The 16,352-nt window shown below is 58.6% G+C and carries 13 protein-coding genes and 3 pseudogenes; 8 read left to right on the forward strand and 8 right to left on the reverse strand.

The genetic code is table 11. The annotated features are described in order from the left end of the window. Positions 1 to 90 precede the first annotated feature (90 nt). Positions 91 to 2,505, reverse strand: a complete 2,415-nt coding sequence (locus RlegSU303_RS08145) for a PAS domain-containing sensor histidine kinase (protein ID WP_168271661.1) — start codon at positions 2,503 to 2,505, stop codon at positions 91 to 93. 53 nt (positions 2,506 to 2,558) lie between these two features. Continuing rightward, positions 2,559 to 3,731 carry an MFS transporter gene (locus RlegSU303_RS08150; protein WP_131720432.1) on the reverse strand — a complete coding sequence of 391 codons (1,173 nt, stop codon included), beginning with the start codon at positions 3,729 to 3,731 and terminating at the stop codon, positions 2,559 to 2,561. A 305-nt stretch (positions 3,732 to 4,036) separates the two neighbouring features. On the opposite strand from RlegSU303_RS08150, the pseudogene RlegSU303_RS34525 reads away from it, so the two are divergent. Next, positions 4,037 to 4,166 (forward strand): annotated as a pseudogene (locus RlegSU303_RS34525) (OB-fold nucleic acid binding domain-containing protein); the annotation flags it as partial. 9 nt (positions 4,167 to 4,175) lie between these two features. Here RlegSU303_RS34525 and RlegSU303_RS08155 read toward each other — a convergent pair. The 4 genes and pseudogenes from RlegSU303_RS08155 to ku (RlegSU303_RS08170) form a co-directional block, all read right to left on the reverse strand. Continuing rightward, a pseudogene (locus tag RlegSU303_RS08155) lies at positions 4,176 to 4,777 on the reverse strand (hypothetical protein). A 76-nt stretch (positions 4,778 to 4,853) separates the two neighbouring features. Next, positions 4,854 to 5,102, reverse strand: a pseudogene (locus tag RlegSU303_RS08160) (hypothetical protein); the annotation flags it as partial. A gap of 4 nt (positions 5,103 to 5,106) precedes the next feature. After that, positions 5,107 to 5,919, reverse strand: coding sequence for a non-homologous end joining protein Ku (gene ku, locus RlegSU303_RS08165; protein ID WP_131720434.1), 813 nt, complete (start codon positions 5,917 to 5,919; stop codon positions 5,107 to 5,109). Between the two features lie 11 nt (positions 5,920 to 5,930). Continuing rightward, positions 5,931 to 6,839: a non-homologous end joining protein Ku gene (ku, locus tag RlegSU303_RS08170; protein ID WP_168276312.1), complete on the reverse strand. Its 909-nt coding sequence runs from the start codon at positions 6,837 to 6,839 to the stop codon at positions 5,931 to 5,933. Between the two features lie 337 nt (positions 6,840 to 7,176). On the opposite strand from ku (RlegSU303_RS08170), the gene RlegSU303_RS08175 reads away from it, so the two are divergent. Next, positions 7,177 to 7,359: a DUF3606 domain-containing protein gene (locus tag RlegSU303_RS08175; protein ID WP_077988735.1), complete on the forward strand. Its 183-nt coding sequence runs from the start codon at positions 7,177 to 7,179 to the stop codon at positions 7,357 to 7,359. Positions 7,360 to 7,507: 148 nt separating this feature from the next. Further along, a complete protein-coding gene (locus RlegSU303_RS08180; protein ID WP_131645326.1) occupies positions 7,508 to 7,744 on the forward strand; it encodes a hypothetical protein in 237 nt (78 codons plus the stop codon). Between the two features lie 9 nt (positions 7,745 to 7,753). Here the strand turns inward: RlegSU303_RS08180 and RlegSU303_RS08185 are convergent, their stop codons facing one another. After that, on the reverse strand, positions 7,754 to 8,563 hold the full coding sequence (locus RlegSU303_RS08185; protein ID WP_231283637.1) for a hypothetical protein: 810 nt from the start codon (positions 8,561 to 8,563) through the stop codon (positions 7,754 to 7,756). Between the two features lie 249 nt (positions 8,564 to 8,812). On the opposite strand from RlegSU303_RS08185, the gene RlegSU303_RS08190 reads away from it, so the two are divergent. From RlegSU303_RS08190 to RlegSU303_RS08210, 5 genes are all read left to right on the forward strand, one after another. Then, a complete protein-coding gene (locus RlegSU303_RS08190; RefSeq protein WP_168276308.1) occupies positions 8,813 to 9,013 on the forward strand; it encodes a dehydrogenase in 201 nt (66 codons plus the stop codon). Between the two features lie 253 nt (positions 9,014 to 9,266). Then, on the forward strand, positions 9,267 to 9,962 hold the full coding sequence (locus RlegSU303_RS08195) for an HNH endonuclease (protein ID WP_168276306.1): 696 nt from the start codon (positions 9,267 to 9,269) through the stop codon (positions 9,960 to 9,962). Between the two features lie 475 nt (positions 9,963 to 10,437). Then, the gene (locus RlegSU303_RS08200) at positions 10,438 to 11,724 is read left to right on the forward strand and encodes a trypsin-like peptidase domain-containing protein (protein WP_168276304.1); all 1,287 of its coding nucleotides are present in this window, start codon (positions 10,438 to 10,440) and stop codon (positions 11,722 to 11,724) included. 18 nt (positions 11,725 to 11,742) lie between these two features. After that, on the forward strand, positions 11,743 to 12,228 hold the full coding sequence (locus RlegSU303_RS08205) for a hypothetical protein (RefSeq protein ID WP_168276302.1): 486 nt from the start codon (positions 11,743 to 11,745) through the stop codon (positions 12,226 to 12,228). Further along, positions 12,225 to 13,454, forward strand: coding sequence for a COG3904 family protein (locus RlegSU303_RS08210; RefSeq protein ID WP_168276301.1), 1,230 nt, complete (start codon positions 12,225 to 12,227; stop codon positions 13,452 to 13,454). Before RlegSU303_RS08205 ends, RlegSU303_RS08210 begins: the two co-directional genes overlap by 4 nt. A 1,274-nt stretch (positions 13,455 to 14,728) precedes the next feature. Here RlegSU303_RS08210 and tnpC read toward each other — a convergent pair. After that, on the reverse strand, positions 14,729 to 16,285 hold the full coding sequence (tnpC, locus tag RlegSU303_RS08215; protein ID WP_231283600.1) for an IS66 family transposase: 1,557 nt from the start codon (positions 16,283 to 16,285) through the stop codon (positions 14,729 to 14,731). Positions 16,286 to 16,352 lie beyond the last annotated feature (67 nt).

Genomic DNA, 16,352 nt, shown 5'->3' on the forward strand with positions numbered 1-16,352 from the left:
AACACTACGCCCAGTGCCTGGCAAAATCGTCCTGGTGTCTGGGGAAGACGAGACTTCAGTAAGCCGCCCGCATAGAGCTTGGTAGGTCAGTTAAACGCTCTGGGCCAAGGGAGGGATTTTTGGTATCGAAAAGGCAACCGTTGTGCCCGGTCCATCGTTGGGCGTCGCCCACATGCTGCCGCCGTGGTTTTCGATGATCGACCGGCTGATAGAAAGTCCGATCCCCATTCCGTTACGCTTTGTGGTGAAGAAAGGTTCAAACAGCCTCTCCGCAGAGTCCGCGGCGATGCCGACGCCCGCATCCACGATCGACAAAGTGAGCATGTCCTCGTCGGGTGAAGTCAGCACAAGCAGACGGCGGGGCCGCCCCTCGATCTCAGCCATGGCTTCGATCCCGTTCAGGACCAGGTTCAAGATGACCTGCTGGAGTTGAATACGATCGCCTCTGACCGAAGGCAGTCCGGATGCCAATCTGGACTCGAGGACGATAGATCTTTCCCGCATATCTCTCGCCGATAATGCGATTACCTCGCGAGCAATTTCATTGAGGTCGATCTCCTCCATAGTCGGAGCCTGCCGACTAAACATAGCCCGAAGGCGCTTAACGACTTCGGTTGCGCGCATAGTGTCCCGGATTGTTCTCCGTGCAGTGTCTGCCGCAGTGGCGATGTCCGGCGGATCGAGCGCTAACAGGCGAACACAGGCGTTGGCGTTGGCGAGAATCCCCGACAGCGGTTGGCTCACCTCGTGGGCGATGGACGTCGTCAAGGCGCTGATAGTCATCGCGCGTGAAACATAGGCGAGTTCTTCTCTCGCTTTCAACAGAGCTTCCTCACCACGTCGGAGGGCGTCTTCCGCCCGTTTCGTCTCAGTGATGTCCTGTACAGTCCCCATGAAGATCGGGTGGTCACCCACGTAACGTGTCACTTTTGCAAGTCCGCGGATGAACCTGACGGAAGCGTCCGTCCGGATGATCCGAAAGACGAAATCGGAGCCCTCGCCAGTAAGCCCTCTCTGCATCTCGACATTGAAACGTTCCAGGTCTTCCGGATGGATTCGCTCCCTGACCGCATCGATGCTCGGCGCGAGCTTCGGATCGAGATCGAATATTCGATAAAATTCCTCAGACCAGATATTTTCGTCCCGCTGGATGTCGGATGTGAAGCTACCGGTCGAACTAATCCGCTGTGCTGCGACGAGCTGTGCCTGGCTCCGCTCGAACTGGGTCTCCCGCTTTACTAGCGCTTCTTCATGGCGCGTCCTGTCTATGGAAATCCCCGCTATATGCGCTGCACGGTCGATAATTTGCAGCTCGTGAGGTTTAAGTTCGGTATATTGATGACGGAGGATGGCAAAGATCCCAGCCGTGTTCCCAAAGGGCGAGAGAATGGGAATTGCATGACAATAGTTGAGTTTGTTGGCCAGCATGAACTGGCCCATGGACGTGTCGCGATGATCGCTTTCGCCTAGGTTTTGGATTTCAACGGCCTTCTTTGAAAGCGCTGCTACTGAGCACGCATTCTTGTCCGCAGCCACGCTCTTTCGGTCGAAGATCTCTCGGAATTCGCTTGGCAACCGGGGAGCCGCGCCCATTCGAAAGAACTTGCGATCGAGCGACAGCTCGAGAAAACAGCAAAGGAGATCGGGGATCAGATCGTCGACGACATTGCAGAGCTCTTGAAGAACCCTTGCTGATGGTGTGCCTCGGGCCACCATGTCGAGGATCTCCATTTCCTTCCCGAACAGGTAGGCGGCATCGCGAGAGTCCTGAACGTCGTTCTGAAGTACGACGTAGTTCGTCAGTTCGCCTGACTTATCGATAATCGGCACGACTTGCGCCTCAAGCGACCGGAGTGTGCCGTCGGCATGCTGTGCTTGGTATGAGACGACCGCTGTTTGCTCTCCCTCCATGTATGCCTTGAGCGGAAGCAGGATCTCATCGAATTTCCTCGACTCCATATCGGCCGAAGTCACTTGCTCCGAACCCTCAGGCCGAAAGCCGTACCAACGCAACGCCGCGTGATTGGCAAACTCGAGTTCCAAAGCAGGGGTGATCAGCAGCGCTGGAAGCGATAAGCAATTGAGGAAGCGCCGGAATCTGCTTTCGATTTCCTCTTGGGCCCGTTCGCTGGCGCTCTCGTGGAGTTCTGTCCCGAGCCAGCAGACCTTTCCACCATCCGCCAGCGGCGACGCAGCAAGCTCGAACCACCTGAACTCTCCATCGTTTCGTCGCAAACGGGCGTTGATGACCGTATGCCCTTCGGTCCACCGCGCGCTTCGACCGTACTGGACCGCGAATATTACGTCGTCCGGATGTAAAACGCTCGCCCAGTGTGATGAGCGGCTCAAGCCGAAATCTATACCAGCATATTCTCCAAAACGGGCATTGCAGTATGAGATTGTGCCCGTTTCGTCTGTCGTCCAGACCAGACCCGGCAGGTGGTCCAGGATCAGCGCCGCATCGGGCTCAGTCGGGGTTGCCTGCTCGTTAAGTGAAATGGACATCCGGCCGTCCCGTTACCTTCTTTGCCCGCACGCCGGGGCATTTTGCGCCTTGCCTAATCTGGTACACGCTGCGTGCGCGCCGTGGACAGGCGCCGCCCGACGATCAAGTCCTGCACTGAAATCATCCCCAGTGCGAAAAGGAGCAACCATATCGCTGCGGTCAGCGTTAAAGAGACCGATGTCCAGCCAAGCATCGATGACGCCAATATCGTCCCAACCGAGGTGGATATCTTCAGCACCGAGAACGTTTCGGCCCTCATTTCGGGCCTTACCAATCTGTTGATCTGCAAAGAGTAGTGAATACCGAGTGACGGGGCAAATAGTCCCACCAACGCACAGCCGACGATCGATAACCCAAAGGAATTTTGAAGTACGAGCGCGATACCAATGAGGATCGCCGCTAGCATTCCGGCGACCTGGTGCCTCGAAAAAGTTCGGTTAAGGAAGCTATTTACAATTGCGCCAATCAGGGAGGCCGCACACAAGGTTCCAGTGAACACTGCTCCATACCCCGCTTGGAGCCCAAATCCCATTGCAATTGATACCGCGCCAACCTCGATCGCACTGATTGCGGCGGAACTGGCGCAAGCGCACGCTAACCAAATAAGGACATCTGGAGATATCGCTTTTCTCTTCTCCGCCTCCTCGACCTTCACGTCGGCGGTCGGTGCTGACGGCAAGATGAAGGCAGGAAGCGCCCCTAGAACCGCGATAGCAGCTATCGCCAATGATGCGGAGACGGTCCCCAACGCCGCCGCCAGGATCGGCATGACCAGAAAAGCAAGTTCGGTTGCGAAAAACCCCCAAGCAAGGACTCTGGTCATCTGCGTCGGTGCGACAAGATAGTTCGCGGCGTCGCGCAGATGGCCGAAGGCTGCTCCTTGTACAAGCCCGGACGCAACTGCCGCAGCGATGAAAATCGAGTAGGGCGCGCCCATGCCACACGCTGCGGCGCCGCAGAATAGCGCCATGGTCCTGATGACAATGAGGATCTTGAAATACGCGATCGAGTTAGAACCGCGTCCCAACCGGGCAACGGGTATCGCTCCTGCCAGTTGCGCAGCGGTCATAGCTGCGAGCGCTGTAGCCCCGCCCGCTGCATTATCAGTGATCGAAAGAGCTGCCATAGCAAACGCGATCGACGCTCCGGCACGCGGCGCGCCAAAAAATCCGTATGCGACGACCCAGCGGAGAGACCGATGACGCTTCAAATCGCCCCCGTTCATTTGTCGTTAACTCTAGCCAGCCACGTCCGAACCGACGGACGTTGTCGATCTATCTCAAAACAGCCCGGCACAGGTGCATCTCGTCCTGTCATCTTGCTTGATGCCCTGCCGCGTGAAGTTGAGCTTACCGGAAACTGGCACCAAGCACATCATACTATGGTATTGCCCAAATCGTGAGGACAAGGTCGCTCTCTGCGCGACCGTCTCATGCTATCGGGCCAAGGGAGCGATCCGCGATGTTGTGAAGGCGCATGGCCTGCCGGAGGATGTCATCAAGGCGCTTGCGTCTGACAAGTGTCAGATGGCCGAGGTCGGCAAAGGGTGTCACATTCCTGACGATCGAAGACGAAACGGGACCGGTGAACGTGGTGGTATGGCCATTCGTGTTTGAAAAGCGCCGCCGCATCGCTGGGATCATCCATGATGGCCATCCACCGCCAATCGCTACCGCAGCAGACCCTCGCTATCGAACTCGTCCCACCCTCTCAAACCGTGCGCAGCATCTTCAGCCTGGGAACGCGGCAGCTTCGCCTGGTAGGCGGCGCGCCTCCGGTTTTCTGCTTTCGCCGCCGCGTCTTCCTCGCGCCATTCATCCACGGCCCCGCGATTGAGCAGGTCTTCGACGACCCGCGGATCGAATACGTGGAAAGTGATTCGTCGCGCTCGGCCCTGAAGCCTGACGGTTCGGGTTCCGGCGCTTGGAAGACGCCCGTCCTCCAACCAGCGCTTCCTTTCCGAGGAGGTTATTCCCAGGATGTCCTCGATCTCGCGAGGGATGATCGGAAGGTCAGCTATGCCTTGCAGTGATTCCGAGACAATCGAAGAGGTCGCGCGAAACGCTGTCTTCGAAGTTTCCGGCATAACGAGAGTAAGCTCGCCCGACTGCATATCCAGCGACTTCCTGACCGCGGGAGGCAGGCGAGACCGTATTTCCTGCAGGATTCCCTTCACCCTGACAGCCGATCCGAACGTCGCCTCCACCGGGAGCGACCCTCTTTGATCAGCTCAGGATCATCGCTCTGCGCTTTTGTCTTCGTCTTGGGCATACTGGAGATGGCATCGGGAAGGGCAAGCGTCAACGGGCTGCATGTCTTGCCATGGCGGATAATCAGTGCCGGGTACGAGCAAGGGCAGATCGTCGTCGAAATTCCCATTGCTGGCGGCATCGTAGGTGTTCACGCTCCGACCGCCGCCTCGGGTGCCGAACGCCGTTAACCGCACCATGATGGCGCGAGCGCGTTCGACCGCAGCCTCCTCATCTATATAGGCGGCATTGGCCACATTAACGGTAACGGCATCGCCGTCATCTCCAACGAAGTCGACGCGCCAACCGCCGTTCTCGTGGGCTACTTTGGTGTTCGTCAGATGCATGTGACTACCCGGACTTCCTGCCTTTGAGATCGGCCTCGACGCTCTTCCGGAGCGCATCCATGATGTTGAACACATTCGACTTCGGAGCAGCTTCGGCAGCTTTCCCCTTCGCCGTTTTTTTCGGTTTCAACGCCTTTTTCTTCTCATCGATGAGCTTCAGCAGGCTGGTCTGAATGGGATCGCTGACCATGTCCGGCGACCAGCGCGCGGTCTTCTGCTTGATGAGCTTCTGGACGAGCGGAATGAGATCCGGATCTGCTTTCTCGTCGATTTCCTCGAAGTAATTCTCCTCCGGTCGAACCTCGTCGCCGAAACGCAGCGTCCAGAGCACGATGCCCTCGCCGCGCGGTTCCAGGACGACCGCCCGCTCTCGGCGGCCCATCACGAGCTTCGACACGCCGAAAACCTTGTCGGCCTTCATGGCATCCCTGATCACCGCAAATGCCTCGTTGCCGACGGCGTCGTCCGGCATCAGGTAATGCGGCTTCTCAAGGTAGATCCACTCGATGCTGTCGGCCGGGACGAACTTGTCGATGTCGATCGTCTTCACCGTATCGAGCGCAACGGCATCCAGATCGTCCTCGGTGAGGATAACGTAGTCGTTCTCGCCGCGGGCATATCCCTTGGCTTCGTTCTCGTCCTTGACGGGCTTGCCCGTGACTGAATCGATGTACCGGGAGACGACGCGGTTGCCCGTCTCCTTGTTGAGTGTATGGAAGCGGACCTTCTCGCTTTCGCTCGTGGCCGGGGTCATCGCCACGGGGCACGTGACCAGGGAGAGTTTGAGATAGCCTTTCCAGTAATATTTCGGAGCCATGGCCTATCTCCCTAGCTGGCTTTGCGCTGCGGGGCAGCCTTTGAAGCGGCGGACTTCGCTGCCGCCCCGCGCGCGGCGCGCTGCCTCCCAGTGCCGGTGTTAGCGTTGGCGGCAGTGCGTTTCGGTTGGTCCGCAGCGGTCTTCATCATGCCTGCGCTCTCGCGGAGCGCGGCCAGCAGATCGTTGGGCTTCGAGACCTGCACCTTCTTCGGCTTCGGAAGCGACTTGCCTTCCAGCTTCGCCTTCACCAGATCCGCGAGGGCGGCTTCGTAGCGGTCGTCGAAGGTCGCCGGATCGAACTCGCCCTTCTTGGTGCTGATGATGTGCTTGGCGAGATCGAGCATCTCGCCCTGGATCTTGAGCTTGGGCATCTCCTCGAAGGCCTTCTCGGAGGAACGAACCTCGTAGTCGTAGTTGAGCGTGCTGGCGATCAGGCCCTTGCCGTGGGGCCGTATCAGCACCGTACGCATTCGACGGAATAGGACGGTGCGGGCGATGGCCGCGACCATTGACTTCTTCATCGCATCGCGGAGAGCCGCGAACGCGTCTCCGCCCATCTTGTCGGGCGTGAGGTAGTAGGGCTTGTCGAAGTAGACGTCGTCGACGTCGGAGCACGGGATGAACGCCTCAATCTCGAGCGTCTTGTTGCTCTCAGGGATCGCGGCGGAAACTTCCTCAGGATCGATGATGATGTACTGGCCGTTCTCGATCTCGAAGCCCTTGGTCTGGGCTTCCTTCGGCACCGGATCCTCGGTCTCGCTGTCTATGAAGATGCGGTTGACGCGATTGCCCGTGGCCTTGTTGATGGTGTTGAAGGTGATGCGCTCGCTGGTCGAGGCTGCCGTGTAGAGAGCGACGCCGCAGCTTACCTCACCGAACTTCAGAAAGCCTTTCCACTGTGCACGCTGTCCTGACGGCATGACAAATTTCTCCGAATCACTAATACGCGACTCAAAGACGTGTCAGGGTGATTCGTTCCGACACAAAACGAATCATTTTTCAATACTTTACGGAATTTCTCTCTCAAATTGATTCCGCCGTCTCCGCTGGTCGAATTGCGCCCGACAGTGGTGGAAAGCGGTGGAGATATGTTCAGGTCGAGAGCCATAGCGACCACCTTCCTCCAGCACAATGTCGGGCACCGCTTAGGGAATTCCGCAGCCGCTTCAAGTGCAGCATCATCATCCACTATCTCCCGGGAACCACCGGAATCGTTGTGAGTTTCTACTACGGACGTTCATTCGAAGGAGAAGCCCGATGGCACAGACACCGACATCCCGCGGCCGCGCACAGGATCGAGCCCGCGTGGCAGGCGGCCAGGATCACGAGGTCAAGTACGAAGCAACGAAGGAAGGCGTCTCGAAAGATGCCGTCAAGAAGGCCGTGAAGAGCGCTGGAAACTCACGGAAGAAGGTCGAGGCCGAGATTGGTCGCCGTTAGGCAGCCGAGCGGCGTTGCCCCGGCCACGGACGAGGCAGATCCCCGTGGATGTCCTGTCTTTCCTAGTCTGGATCATGGCGACGCCGCTGTGTCGTAACGAAGCAGTCATAGCCACGCAGGCCTGCCGCCTCCATGTCTGGGGTAACGCATGTCCAAGTGCATACAGGAAGACCACCTGCTGATGTCGAAGGCGGTCCGTGAATGGTATCGGTACTACGAGGTGGAATGGGACGATCAAGCGTCCTCGTTTTTGTGTGATGCCGCCATCGAACTCTACAACGAGGGCTGTCGCTCGGTAGAGGAGATGGCGACCGTTCTGATCGGCACTTACGTCGGGCTGGCCGCCACGCGCGTAAACGCGCCATCTTCGAGCTCAGTGCATTGACAGGCCAAATCAGATCGGGCTGAACTCGACGAATTCGCACTGCATGTGATCCGACCGCGTCTTCTTCCAATCGTAGACATATTCCCCTTGGTCGATTGCCGAGCAGCTCATTCCAGGCAACACGGTACCGGATGGATTGGTCGCCGCTTTCCGAGCGATGTACCGCCAGAACATGCCCGAGGTATCGGACTGGTCCTTCTCGATACGAGAGAGTTGGACGACACCGCATGGACCTTCGGGCTGGGATGATACGACCCAAGCACCACCATTCGCGAAGTCGGAGACCCAGACGAACTCCTGCGTGAACGGGTTCGAGCTGACCTGGCAGGTCCGAAGATCCTTCGCGTGGTCGGCCCTGGTGATCTTCAGGAAGTTCTCCTCGGTCGGATGATCGCACATGCCTGCGAGAGCGCGGAGCGTGTCGAGCATACTGGGGTTCGCCTTCGCGTCTTCTCGCAGACGGACCATGCCTTCCTTAAACTTCGCGGCATCCGTCGCGATTCCAGGATTGCGGGCGAGGGCGTCATCAATGGAAATCTGACCGGTGGCCATGCCGAGCCACGCGCCCATCATGTTGCATTCCTTGGGATCGGAGAATTCCTTCACAGCACCCGGATAGTTCTTGCGAGCTTCGTCAAGCTTCTTTTCCAGATCGGCTGCCTTCGCCTTCTTGCGAACGGCCGTCTGGAGGAACTCGCACCGGAGACGCTGCTGGCCCGCCTGAAGCTTGCAGCTATACGTCAGCGAGGAATCCTCCTGCTGGTTATAGAGCATGCCATTGGTAGGATAGTCTGTGGCGACGGCATCGAACGCCACCATTCCGACTGCAAGCATTATCAGCGTTTTCATCGATTTTCCCCCGTCCTCAACTTTGCTCCGGCAGGAAGGGGAATTCAAGCCTCAGGACACGCCGCATCTTGTGATCTGCTAAGCGTTCAACGAATCCTTGCTACGACTCGCTCTGGTGTCTAGCTTTTCGGTGCTCGCGCTGTCGTGCCGTTGCATAGGCCGCATCGCTGCCGCAACATTGTCTCCGAGCATGCTCTTCCTGAACTGACGAGATCCGACATGCTTGCTGAACGTCATGTGACACCGGAATCCAACCCCGTCGACGCAGCTTTGGCCTGGCACGGAGGGGATCCGCGTGCAACCATCGATGCTCTGCTCAAGGATCGTGAACGGCTGTGCGAACAGCTCGCAATCGCTCGGGCATGCATCAGCAAAGGCTATACGCGCGGTTGGCTGCCCGGCGCTGAATTCGAGGGATGATGACGATAACTGCGGAGACGAGTAGCGTCCCGGGGTTCGTCGCAGAACTCGTAAGGGCGGCGAATGAAGTCGACCGCCTGACCGCGGGCGAAATCGAGAGCTTGTTGCTTCGTGCGAGGGCAGCATTGAAAGGACGATCCCTAGCGCGTTTCTCCTCCGGCTGCAGGGATCGCCTTTGGTGTGCATTCGAACCCATTGCCAACTTAGGAGAAATGGTCCTAGATTGCGGTCAATTCTTCACCCGCAGTCACGAATGTCCCAGCCCGCAAAACGCAACTTCACCGACGCCGAACGCTATGCAGTTTGGACCGTGCATAGCGAGCGATGCTGGCTGTGCGAGGAACCAGTTTCGTACAACACCTGCGAGGTTGATCACATCATTCCGGAATCTCTGGAAGGATCCGATGCCCTTCAAGCAATCCTGGAAGGTTTCGGCCTTGGGGAGAACTTTGCAGTCAATTCGTGGGCCAACTGGATGCCCGCTTGCCGGAGGTGCAATGGCTCAAAGGGAAATAGGGTCTTCAAGGCAACCCCAGTCATCCAAATCAGGCTCGAACGCGCCGCTGAAAAGGCAGCACGCGCCGCCGAAGTTCACGAGAGGTATCTCACTGATCGAGCCATTGGCATCGCCACTGCCCGGATCACAGAAGCCTTGGTCAGTGGGAAACTACCGGACAAATACAGGAGGAAACTCGAGCAGCTCTTCTATCGTCATCACGAGGAGAACCGAGAGCCGGAGCAGAAGGGCAGGCCATTGGAGTTCGGCCCCGGTATGACCATCGTTAGCGAAGACGACCTGCGATACATGATCCGAGGGCGCACAGGGATTGTCGGGATGCGGCCCAAGGGCGATCGGCTCGATCCTAGTTGGGACTGTCCGAATTGCGGTCCGACCAGTTGGAATGGCACGCGGTGCACAAACTGCGGTCAGATGATTGATCCGGACTGATCACTTCAGATGTCCTGGTCACTAAAGACCTGAATGTCGGGTGTTGAAACCTGAGGCGTTCGCCAGGAGAAGAATGATCTGACGGTACCGCCGAACGGTGACCGACGGTGAACCGGACGTGGTGCAGAACGGTATCGCGCTCGGCTCTTCGACAAGCATTTGATCTCGCTGAGCGGCGATTACCGGATCCTCGTATCGCACAACGAGGTGCCGCTGGTGCCGCGGACACTGTTTGCGAAGCAGATGGATCGAATCCATTTGCCTGCGGATGGCAGGTTGTGGCCTCATCCGGCGTATGTTGCGCGGCACCGAGAGAGGTTTAGTTCGGTGTGAGGTAACCTGCGCTCATTCCCGAAGGGGGTTCTCCCGTGATGCAGGCGGGTGACACAGTACGCTGACAATTAAGCAATCTTGCAAGAAGAAGTTGAAATCCATGCCTCGATGGCTTTAGCTTTCGACCGCCTGGGGAATTCAAATGTTTGTCACTTGCCGAGTATTCGTTGCCGCGGGCCTGTCCATGGCCATCGCTTCACACTGCCTTGCCGACGAGCCCAGTTCCTCGGGAACGGGATTTGCGGTGACCACCGACGGGTGGATCCTGACGAACGCCCATGTGGTTCAGGATTGCGGGCGGATCGAGGTGAAGGGGAAGGGCGATGCCGCCGATCCCCGCATCGATAGGATCAATGATCTGGCCGTCGTGAAGATCGCGGCCGACGAGCCACTAAAGCCACTTGCATTCCGAAAGTCTCCAACGAGGCTCGGCGAGGACATCGTTGCAGTGGGATACCCTCTGGCCACGCTGCTCGCGGATTCCGTGAAGATCACCACAGGCAACGTGAATGCTCTCGCGGGGATCCGCAACGACACCAGATACATCCAGATCTCGACACCAATCCAGCCGGGCAACTCAGGAGGCCCTGTAGTGGACCGGAACGGATACCTTGTCGGCATCACGAGCGCGACGCTATCCAAGAAGACTGCAGATGAGATCGGTATCACTGCTCAGAACGTGAACTTCGCGATCCGCGCGTCGGTCGCCGAGTTATTTATGCAGTCTCAGAGCCTCGTCGATCAAGCCGCTGATATGACTGAGAATCCGACAGCCCTATCGACAGCCGATCTTGCTGATCGCGTTACGCCGTCGGTTTTCCAGATCCTATGCTATCCAAAGCCAGACGCGCGAGTAGCCATCACCCCGGAGTCGCCGAATTCTATCCAAACCCAGCCTCCCGCAAGCTCTGTCAACCTGCCGGCGGACAATGCGGCCACCGATGACGCGTCACTCGAAGTTCCCCGAGCCCGGAGCGGCTTCGTGCGTCATCCCAAGGGGATAGCGCCGATCAGATCTGCGGCCGACGGCGATGCGAAGACGATCGGACAGGCGCCAAACGGAAGTCCCGTGGAGGTCACTGAACTACTAGGCGACTGGTATCGCGTCGCCGTCGGAGGATCCAGCGGCTACATGCACTATTCCTGGGTGCGGGTGAACGAATTCGAGGAACCTGCTGGTGACGGACGCTTCGTGCAGGTCAAATCCTTCCGGACACTCGAAGACGCCCGCTCGTTCATCAAAGCCGCGTCGGTCCCGCTCGCGGCACACCTAGCTGCGAACGGCTGGATCGCCGTGACACTGCATGACGTCTACGGCGAGCAGGAAGCGAAGGACCTGTCAAACGCTCTCAAGACGCACGGGCTCATCGCGAAGGATGCCATGGTGACCTTCGGAAATACCTACGTCCGCAAGGTCTGCTGCGACTGACATCATGAGAGGACTGCCATGAATTTTTCATTTCGACATCTCGCCCTTGCTTGCTCAGTCGTCGTTGGAGCTGCCGCTCTCCCAGCCCTCGCCGCCGAGGATCATTCGATCTACTATGGATCTCGGGCGGGGATGCAACTGACGACCGTCTCGAAGACGGGGATCGGCACCGCAAACGCGGTGATCGTGGTCAAGCACACGCCGAAGGATGCAAAGGCCTACTGCGTGGGGTACGAGATGGACAATTCCATGGCATGCGTGAAGCGCACGATGGCCGAGGTCAAGGTCGGCGATCGTGTCACGGGAAATTGCTGGAAGCGTACCTGGACGGACATGTATGGCCAATCATACGCGTTCGAAGGGCCGATGAAGTCTACGGACAGCATGGCAGATTATGCCGTCCGGGATATGAAGTCCGGCGAAATTCTCGACGGCTCGTCCGCGTCCGGATACGGGGTCGCCCTCACCATCTTCGAGCAGCTCTGCCCGGACATTGCGAAATGAAGCTTGGGCGGCTCTCGACGGGCGTACTGGCCTTGGCGTCGCTCCTTTCGGTTCCCGCAGCATCGGCCGACTTCTCGTTCGAAGGCCTCAAGAACGGCCCGATAGCGGAGGCACGCTTCCGAATGCGGGGTGACATCGAGCAGGGCGACGTGCAGCGACTTGATGCGGCTCTTCAGTCGTCCGGTATCACTCACGCCCAAGATCCCTGGCGAAGGATTGTCGTGTCACTCAATAGTCCGGGGGGCTCCTACCACGACGGGCTTGATCTCGCGCTCGCGTTCCGCCGACGAGGTTTGGCCACAGTTGTCCGTTCGGGTAACCAGTGCTTGTCCGCTTGTGGCATTGCCTTCCTCGGTGGGACGGCCCTGCCAAAGGATCCGAACCCCGTCGGCGAAGACGATCCGCTCCCAGACCAGCTTCCCGAGCGGTCGCTAGAACCCGGAGCCGTACTCGGGTTCCATGCGCCGTATCTTGCTGTTCCCAGCGAGGACTATGACGCCTCCGTCGTCGCCGATGCCTATCGATCAGCCGTGCTGGGGATATCCAGGCTGGTCGCGATCGCTGACAGACTGTACGTCGTTCCTGCAGAACTGCCGAAACTGTTGGCGCCGACAAAAGACGAGCTCTTCGTTGCGGACGATGCCGACAGCGTACGCTTCCTGGGTATCGATTACGAAGACCGTTCGTATCAAATGCGAGACAAGCCCGGCATCACACGATCGATGATCGTGAACGGATGCGTGAACCGCTTCTACCATCTGAAGCGGCGCAGCAGCGTTGAAGGATTCTCGATAGCCAAGGCGACAACCAACGAATTCATCGAGGGATCTCAGCTTCTCGAGAATGGGGAGGACAAGATCGCCTTCGGCACACGTCCATTCAGACAGGGGACGATCAAGACTTGGGTGGCCTACCTGCCCATCGCGAAGACCTCAGACGGAAAGAATTTCGTGTGGTGCCTATTCGCACCGGATCCTTCCGATCTGAAAACCTTCTACAAGGCTGCCGGATCCATTGAAGAGCTCTTCGCCAGCTTCGGGGGCAAGGGTGATTTTATGACACTCACCACGGCGGAGGACATGATCTCACCAACGACGGGCGACTGGATCTACGACATGGTCCGAGACATCGATCTCGTTCCGCCGGACACCAAGCTCAACAAGGTCGCTAGCGTCCTCGATCAGTACTTCGCCTCCGAAGAGGTGCTGAAGTGGAGGACGCGTTGAACGGAGCTTACAGCACGCGCTTGTTCTTGGGCACCGCAGCCATCTTGCTATCGACAGCGGTGGCGGCACAAGCTGCGAACACTCCCTGCAGTGGCAGGAAGGGCGGTATCGCGGGATGTCAGGGTGACACGTTCATTTGCAACGATGGGTCGGTCTCCGCGAGCAAGCGATCATGTTCAGTGTATATGAGAGGAGCCGTCGGCCTGCTGGGCGGCGGTTCCCCGCAGATGGCGCCTACTGTCGGCGCAGATTGCTCCTGCCGATCCGGAGCATATTGCACAGGTCCCAGGGGAGGTCGGTACTGCATGACCGACGGAGGGCAGAAGAGCTACCTGCGGAAGTGATTGTGAGTTCTGGCCGAAGTGAGGAGGGAAACGAGGTTGAGAGCGGTTCTTGGCATTGACGCCGCTTGGACGGAGCGCGAACCGAGCGGTGTTGCCTTGATTGTCGATCGTGGCTCCGGCTGGCGGCTCCTCGAAGCCGCTGCGTTCGCCCGAGATGGGAAAGATGCGGATACTGTTGTTCGCCATCGAGGATCGCTTCCGGACGCGCCGTCGTTGCTCGCGGCAGCGCACGAAAAGCTTGGCGCGTCAGTCGACGTTGTTGCCATCGACATGCCTCTGTCACTGACCCCGATCATCGGCCGCCGTGCGTCGGACAACATGATCTCCTCCGAATGCCGTACAAGCATTCCAAGAGGCGGAAGTACTGGCCGGACGAAAGCCCCGCTGTCCGGCGGCAAAACCTCTTCGAAACCTGGAGGCGGATTCTCAGTAACCGGTGTTTCCATCACACCACCGAATCCGTTCGTCCGTTGCAGAGATCGCGCCATCCCTTCATAGTTGCAGGCGTATGAGGGCGGATAGCGATGCTTAGAAGGAAATACGATGCGAAGGTGACACGAGAACTCGCGGTGATGAGGATCGTGTTTGCATTGATCGGGTTAGTTGCCTGCGTGGCTATCCTTGGTTTTTATCTGTGGCGGCTCCAGAATTTTGAGCGGTCCGTCGCAACGGTCGAAGCCGTTTGGGACGAAGAAGTGAATCGTCGCGGGACGACAATCGTAACGATGGCAGACCTATCTTTCTCAAGGACTGCGCCCATGGGGGAGGCAATTGCTTGCAGGCACCAGTTTGAGATCGGCACGCCTCGTGACGGTTTTAAAGTCGGAGATAAGCTTGACATTGTACCAGCAACTGGAACTTGCCAGAGGGTCGACATCATTGGCCGAAGCGGTGTGAACCCTTAGACTTTCGCGACGACTCTTCTGTGTGTCAGCGTCTTGGCGCTTTCCAAGGCAAGAGTTCCTCGATCCGGCTCTGCTTGTGGCCACTGACGATGGCGGTGAGCGTGGCGGTCAGGTAGGCCTGCGGATCGACGGCATTGAGCTTGCAAGTCTCAATGAGCGAGGCGATTGTCGCCCAGTTCTCGGCACCTGTATCATGACCCGCGAAGAGCGCGTTCTTGCGATTGAGGGCAATCGGCCGGATGGTCCGCTCGACGGCGTTGTTGTCGATCTCGATGCGGCCGTCGGTCAGGAAGAGCTTCAGACCATCCCAGTATTTGGCAATGTAGGCCAAGGCTTCGCCGAGTGGGGACTTAGTTGAGACATGGGCGCGGTGATGGACAAGCCAGGTTTGCATGTCGGCGACCAGCGGCGCTGACCGCTCCTGCCGTCCAGCGAGACGAGCCTGCGGATCACGGCCGCGCAGTTCGGCCTCGATGCGATACAGTTCACCGATCTGTTTGACGCCGTCCTCGGCAATCGGTGCTGAGCCGTTGCGGGTGATCTCCACCAGCTTGCGGCGGGCATGCGCCCAGCAATAGGCAAGCCGAATGTCGGACCCAACACGCTCTGGCGCGATCAGCCTGTTGTATCCGGCATAGCCATCGACCTGCAGGATGCCGGAGAAGCCCTGCAATATCCGTTCGGCATGAATGCCTCCTCGACCGGGAGCGTAGGTGAAGGCGACGCCCGGCGGAGCACCACCGCCCCAAGTACGATCATCTCGTGCCAGCGCCCAGAAGTATCCGGTCTTGGTCTTGCGGGAGCCGGGATCGAGAACCGGTACACGGGTCTCATCCATGAACAGCTTGGTCGAGCGCTTCAGGTCGGCAACCAGCGCATCGAAGACGGGACGCAATTCGAACGCAGCCCGGCCGACCCAGTCGGCAAGCGTTGAGCGATCCAAATCGATGCCTTGGCGGCTCATGATCTGGGCCTGCCGATACAACGGAAGGTGATCGGCATATTTGGAAACCAGCACATGGGCGACGGTCGCTTCCGTCGGCAGTCCTGCCTGGATCAGCCGCGCTGGAGCTGGAGCCTGAACGACACCGTCAGTGCAGGCGCGGCAGGCATATTTGGGGCGACGGGTAACAATGACGCGGAACTGCGCCGGGACCACGTCCAGCCGCTCGGAGACATCCTCGCCGATGCAATGCAGACAACCGCCGCAGGCGCAGATCAGGCTTGCTGGTTCGATGACCTCTTCAACACGGGGAAGATGCCTTGGAAGGGAGCCACGATTTGTCGCGCGGGGCTTGCTGATCCTGTTTCCAGGAGGACCGTCCGCCTCATCCTCGGCATGGATCGCTGCCATCGCCGTTTCCAGGTCCTCCAGTGCCAGATCGAATTGGTCGGGATCAGTCTTCTCGGACTTTCTCCCGAAGGCTGCCTGTTTGAAGGCGGCGACCAGCTTCTCAAGCCGTTCGATCCGCTCATCCTTGCGGCCAATCTGGGCGTCTTTACCTGCCTCGCTCAGCCGCGCCGCAATCAGCATCGCCTTCAGGGCGGCAACATCATCGGGAAGGTCGGCGGCATCCAGCATGGGCGAAAACTATCAAATCCTGAGCCGACTTGCCTGTGGAATTTGCCGTGCTGAGTCATCGTGCCGC

The organism is Rhizobium sp. SU303 (genome assembly GCF_021052345.1).
GTDB lineage: Bacteria > Pseudomonadota > Alphaproteobacteria > Rhizobiales > Rhizobiaceae > Rhizobium > Rhizobium laguerreae.

Excerpts from the sequence above, each read along its gene's own strand:
- RlegSU303_RS08185 (WP_231283637.1), bottom strand. The coding sequence starts at position 8,563 with ATGGTGGCGTTCGATGCCGTCGCCACAGACTATCCTACCAATGGCATG.
- RlegSU303_RS08195 (WP_168276306.1), top strand. The coding sequence starts at position 9,267 with ATGTCCCAGCCCGCAAAACGCAACTTCACCGACGCCGAACGCTATGCA.
- RlegSU303_RS08180 (WP_131645326.1), top strand. The coding sequence starts at position 7,508 with ATGTCCAAGTGCATACAGGAAGACCACCTGCTGATGTCGAAGGCGGTC.
- ku (WP_131720434.1), bottom strand. The coding sequence starts at position 5,919 with ATGGCTCCGAAATATTACTGGAAAGGCTATCTCAAACTCTCCCTGGTC.
- RlegSU303_RS08210 (WP_168276301.1), top strand. The coding sequence starts at position 12,225 with ATGAAGCTTGGGCGGCTCTCGACGGGCGTACTGGCCTTGGCGTCGCTC.
- RlegSU303_RS08190 (WP_168276308.1), top strand. The coding sequence starts at position 8,813 with ATGCTTGCTGAACGTCATGTGACACCGGAATCCAACCCCGTCGACGCA.
- tnpC (WP_231283600.1), bottom strand. The coding sequence starts at position 16,285 with ATGCTGGATGCCGCCGACCTTCCCGATGATGTTGCCGCCCTGAAGGCG.
- RlegSU303_RS08205 (WP_168276302.1), top strand. The coding sequence starts at position 11,743 with ATGAATTTTTCATTTCGACATCTCGCCCTTGCTTGCTCAGTCGTCGTT.
- RlegSU303_RS08150 (WP_131720432.1), bottom strand. The coding sequence starts at position 3,731 with ATGAACGGGGGCGATTTGAAGCGTCATCGGTCTCTCCGCTGGGTCGTC.
- RlegSU303_RS08175 (WP_077988735.1), top strand. The coding sequence starts at position 7,177 with ATGGCACAGACACCGACATCCCGCGGCCGCGCACAGGATCGAGCCCGC.
- RlegSU303_RS08200 (WP_168276304.1), top strand. The coding sequence starts at position 10,438 with ATGTTTGTCACTTGCCGAGTATTCGTTGCCGCGGGCCTGTCCATGGCC.
- ku (WP_168276312.1), bottom strand. The coding sequence starts at position 6,839 with ATGCCGTCAGGACAGCGTGCACAGTGGAAAGGCTTTCTGAAGTTCGGT.
- RlegSU303_RS08145 (WP_168271661.1), bottom strand. The coding sequence starts at position 2,505 with ATGTCCATTTCACTTAACGAGCAGGCAACCCCGACTGAGCCCGATGCG.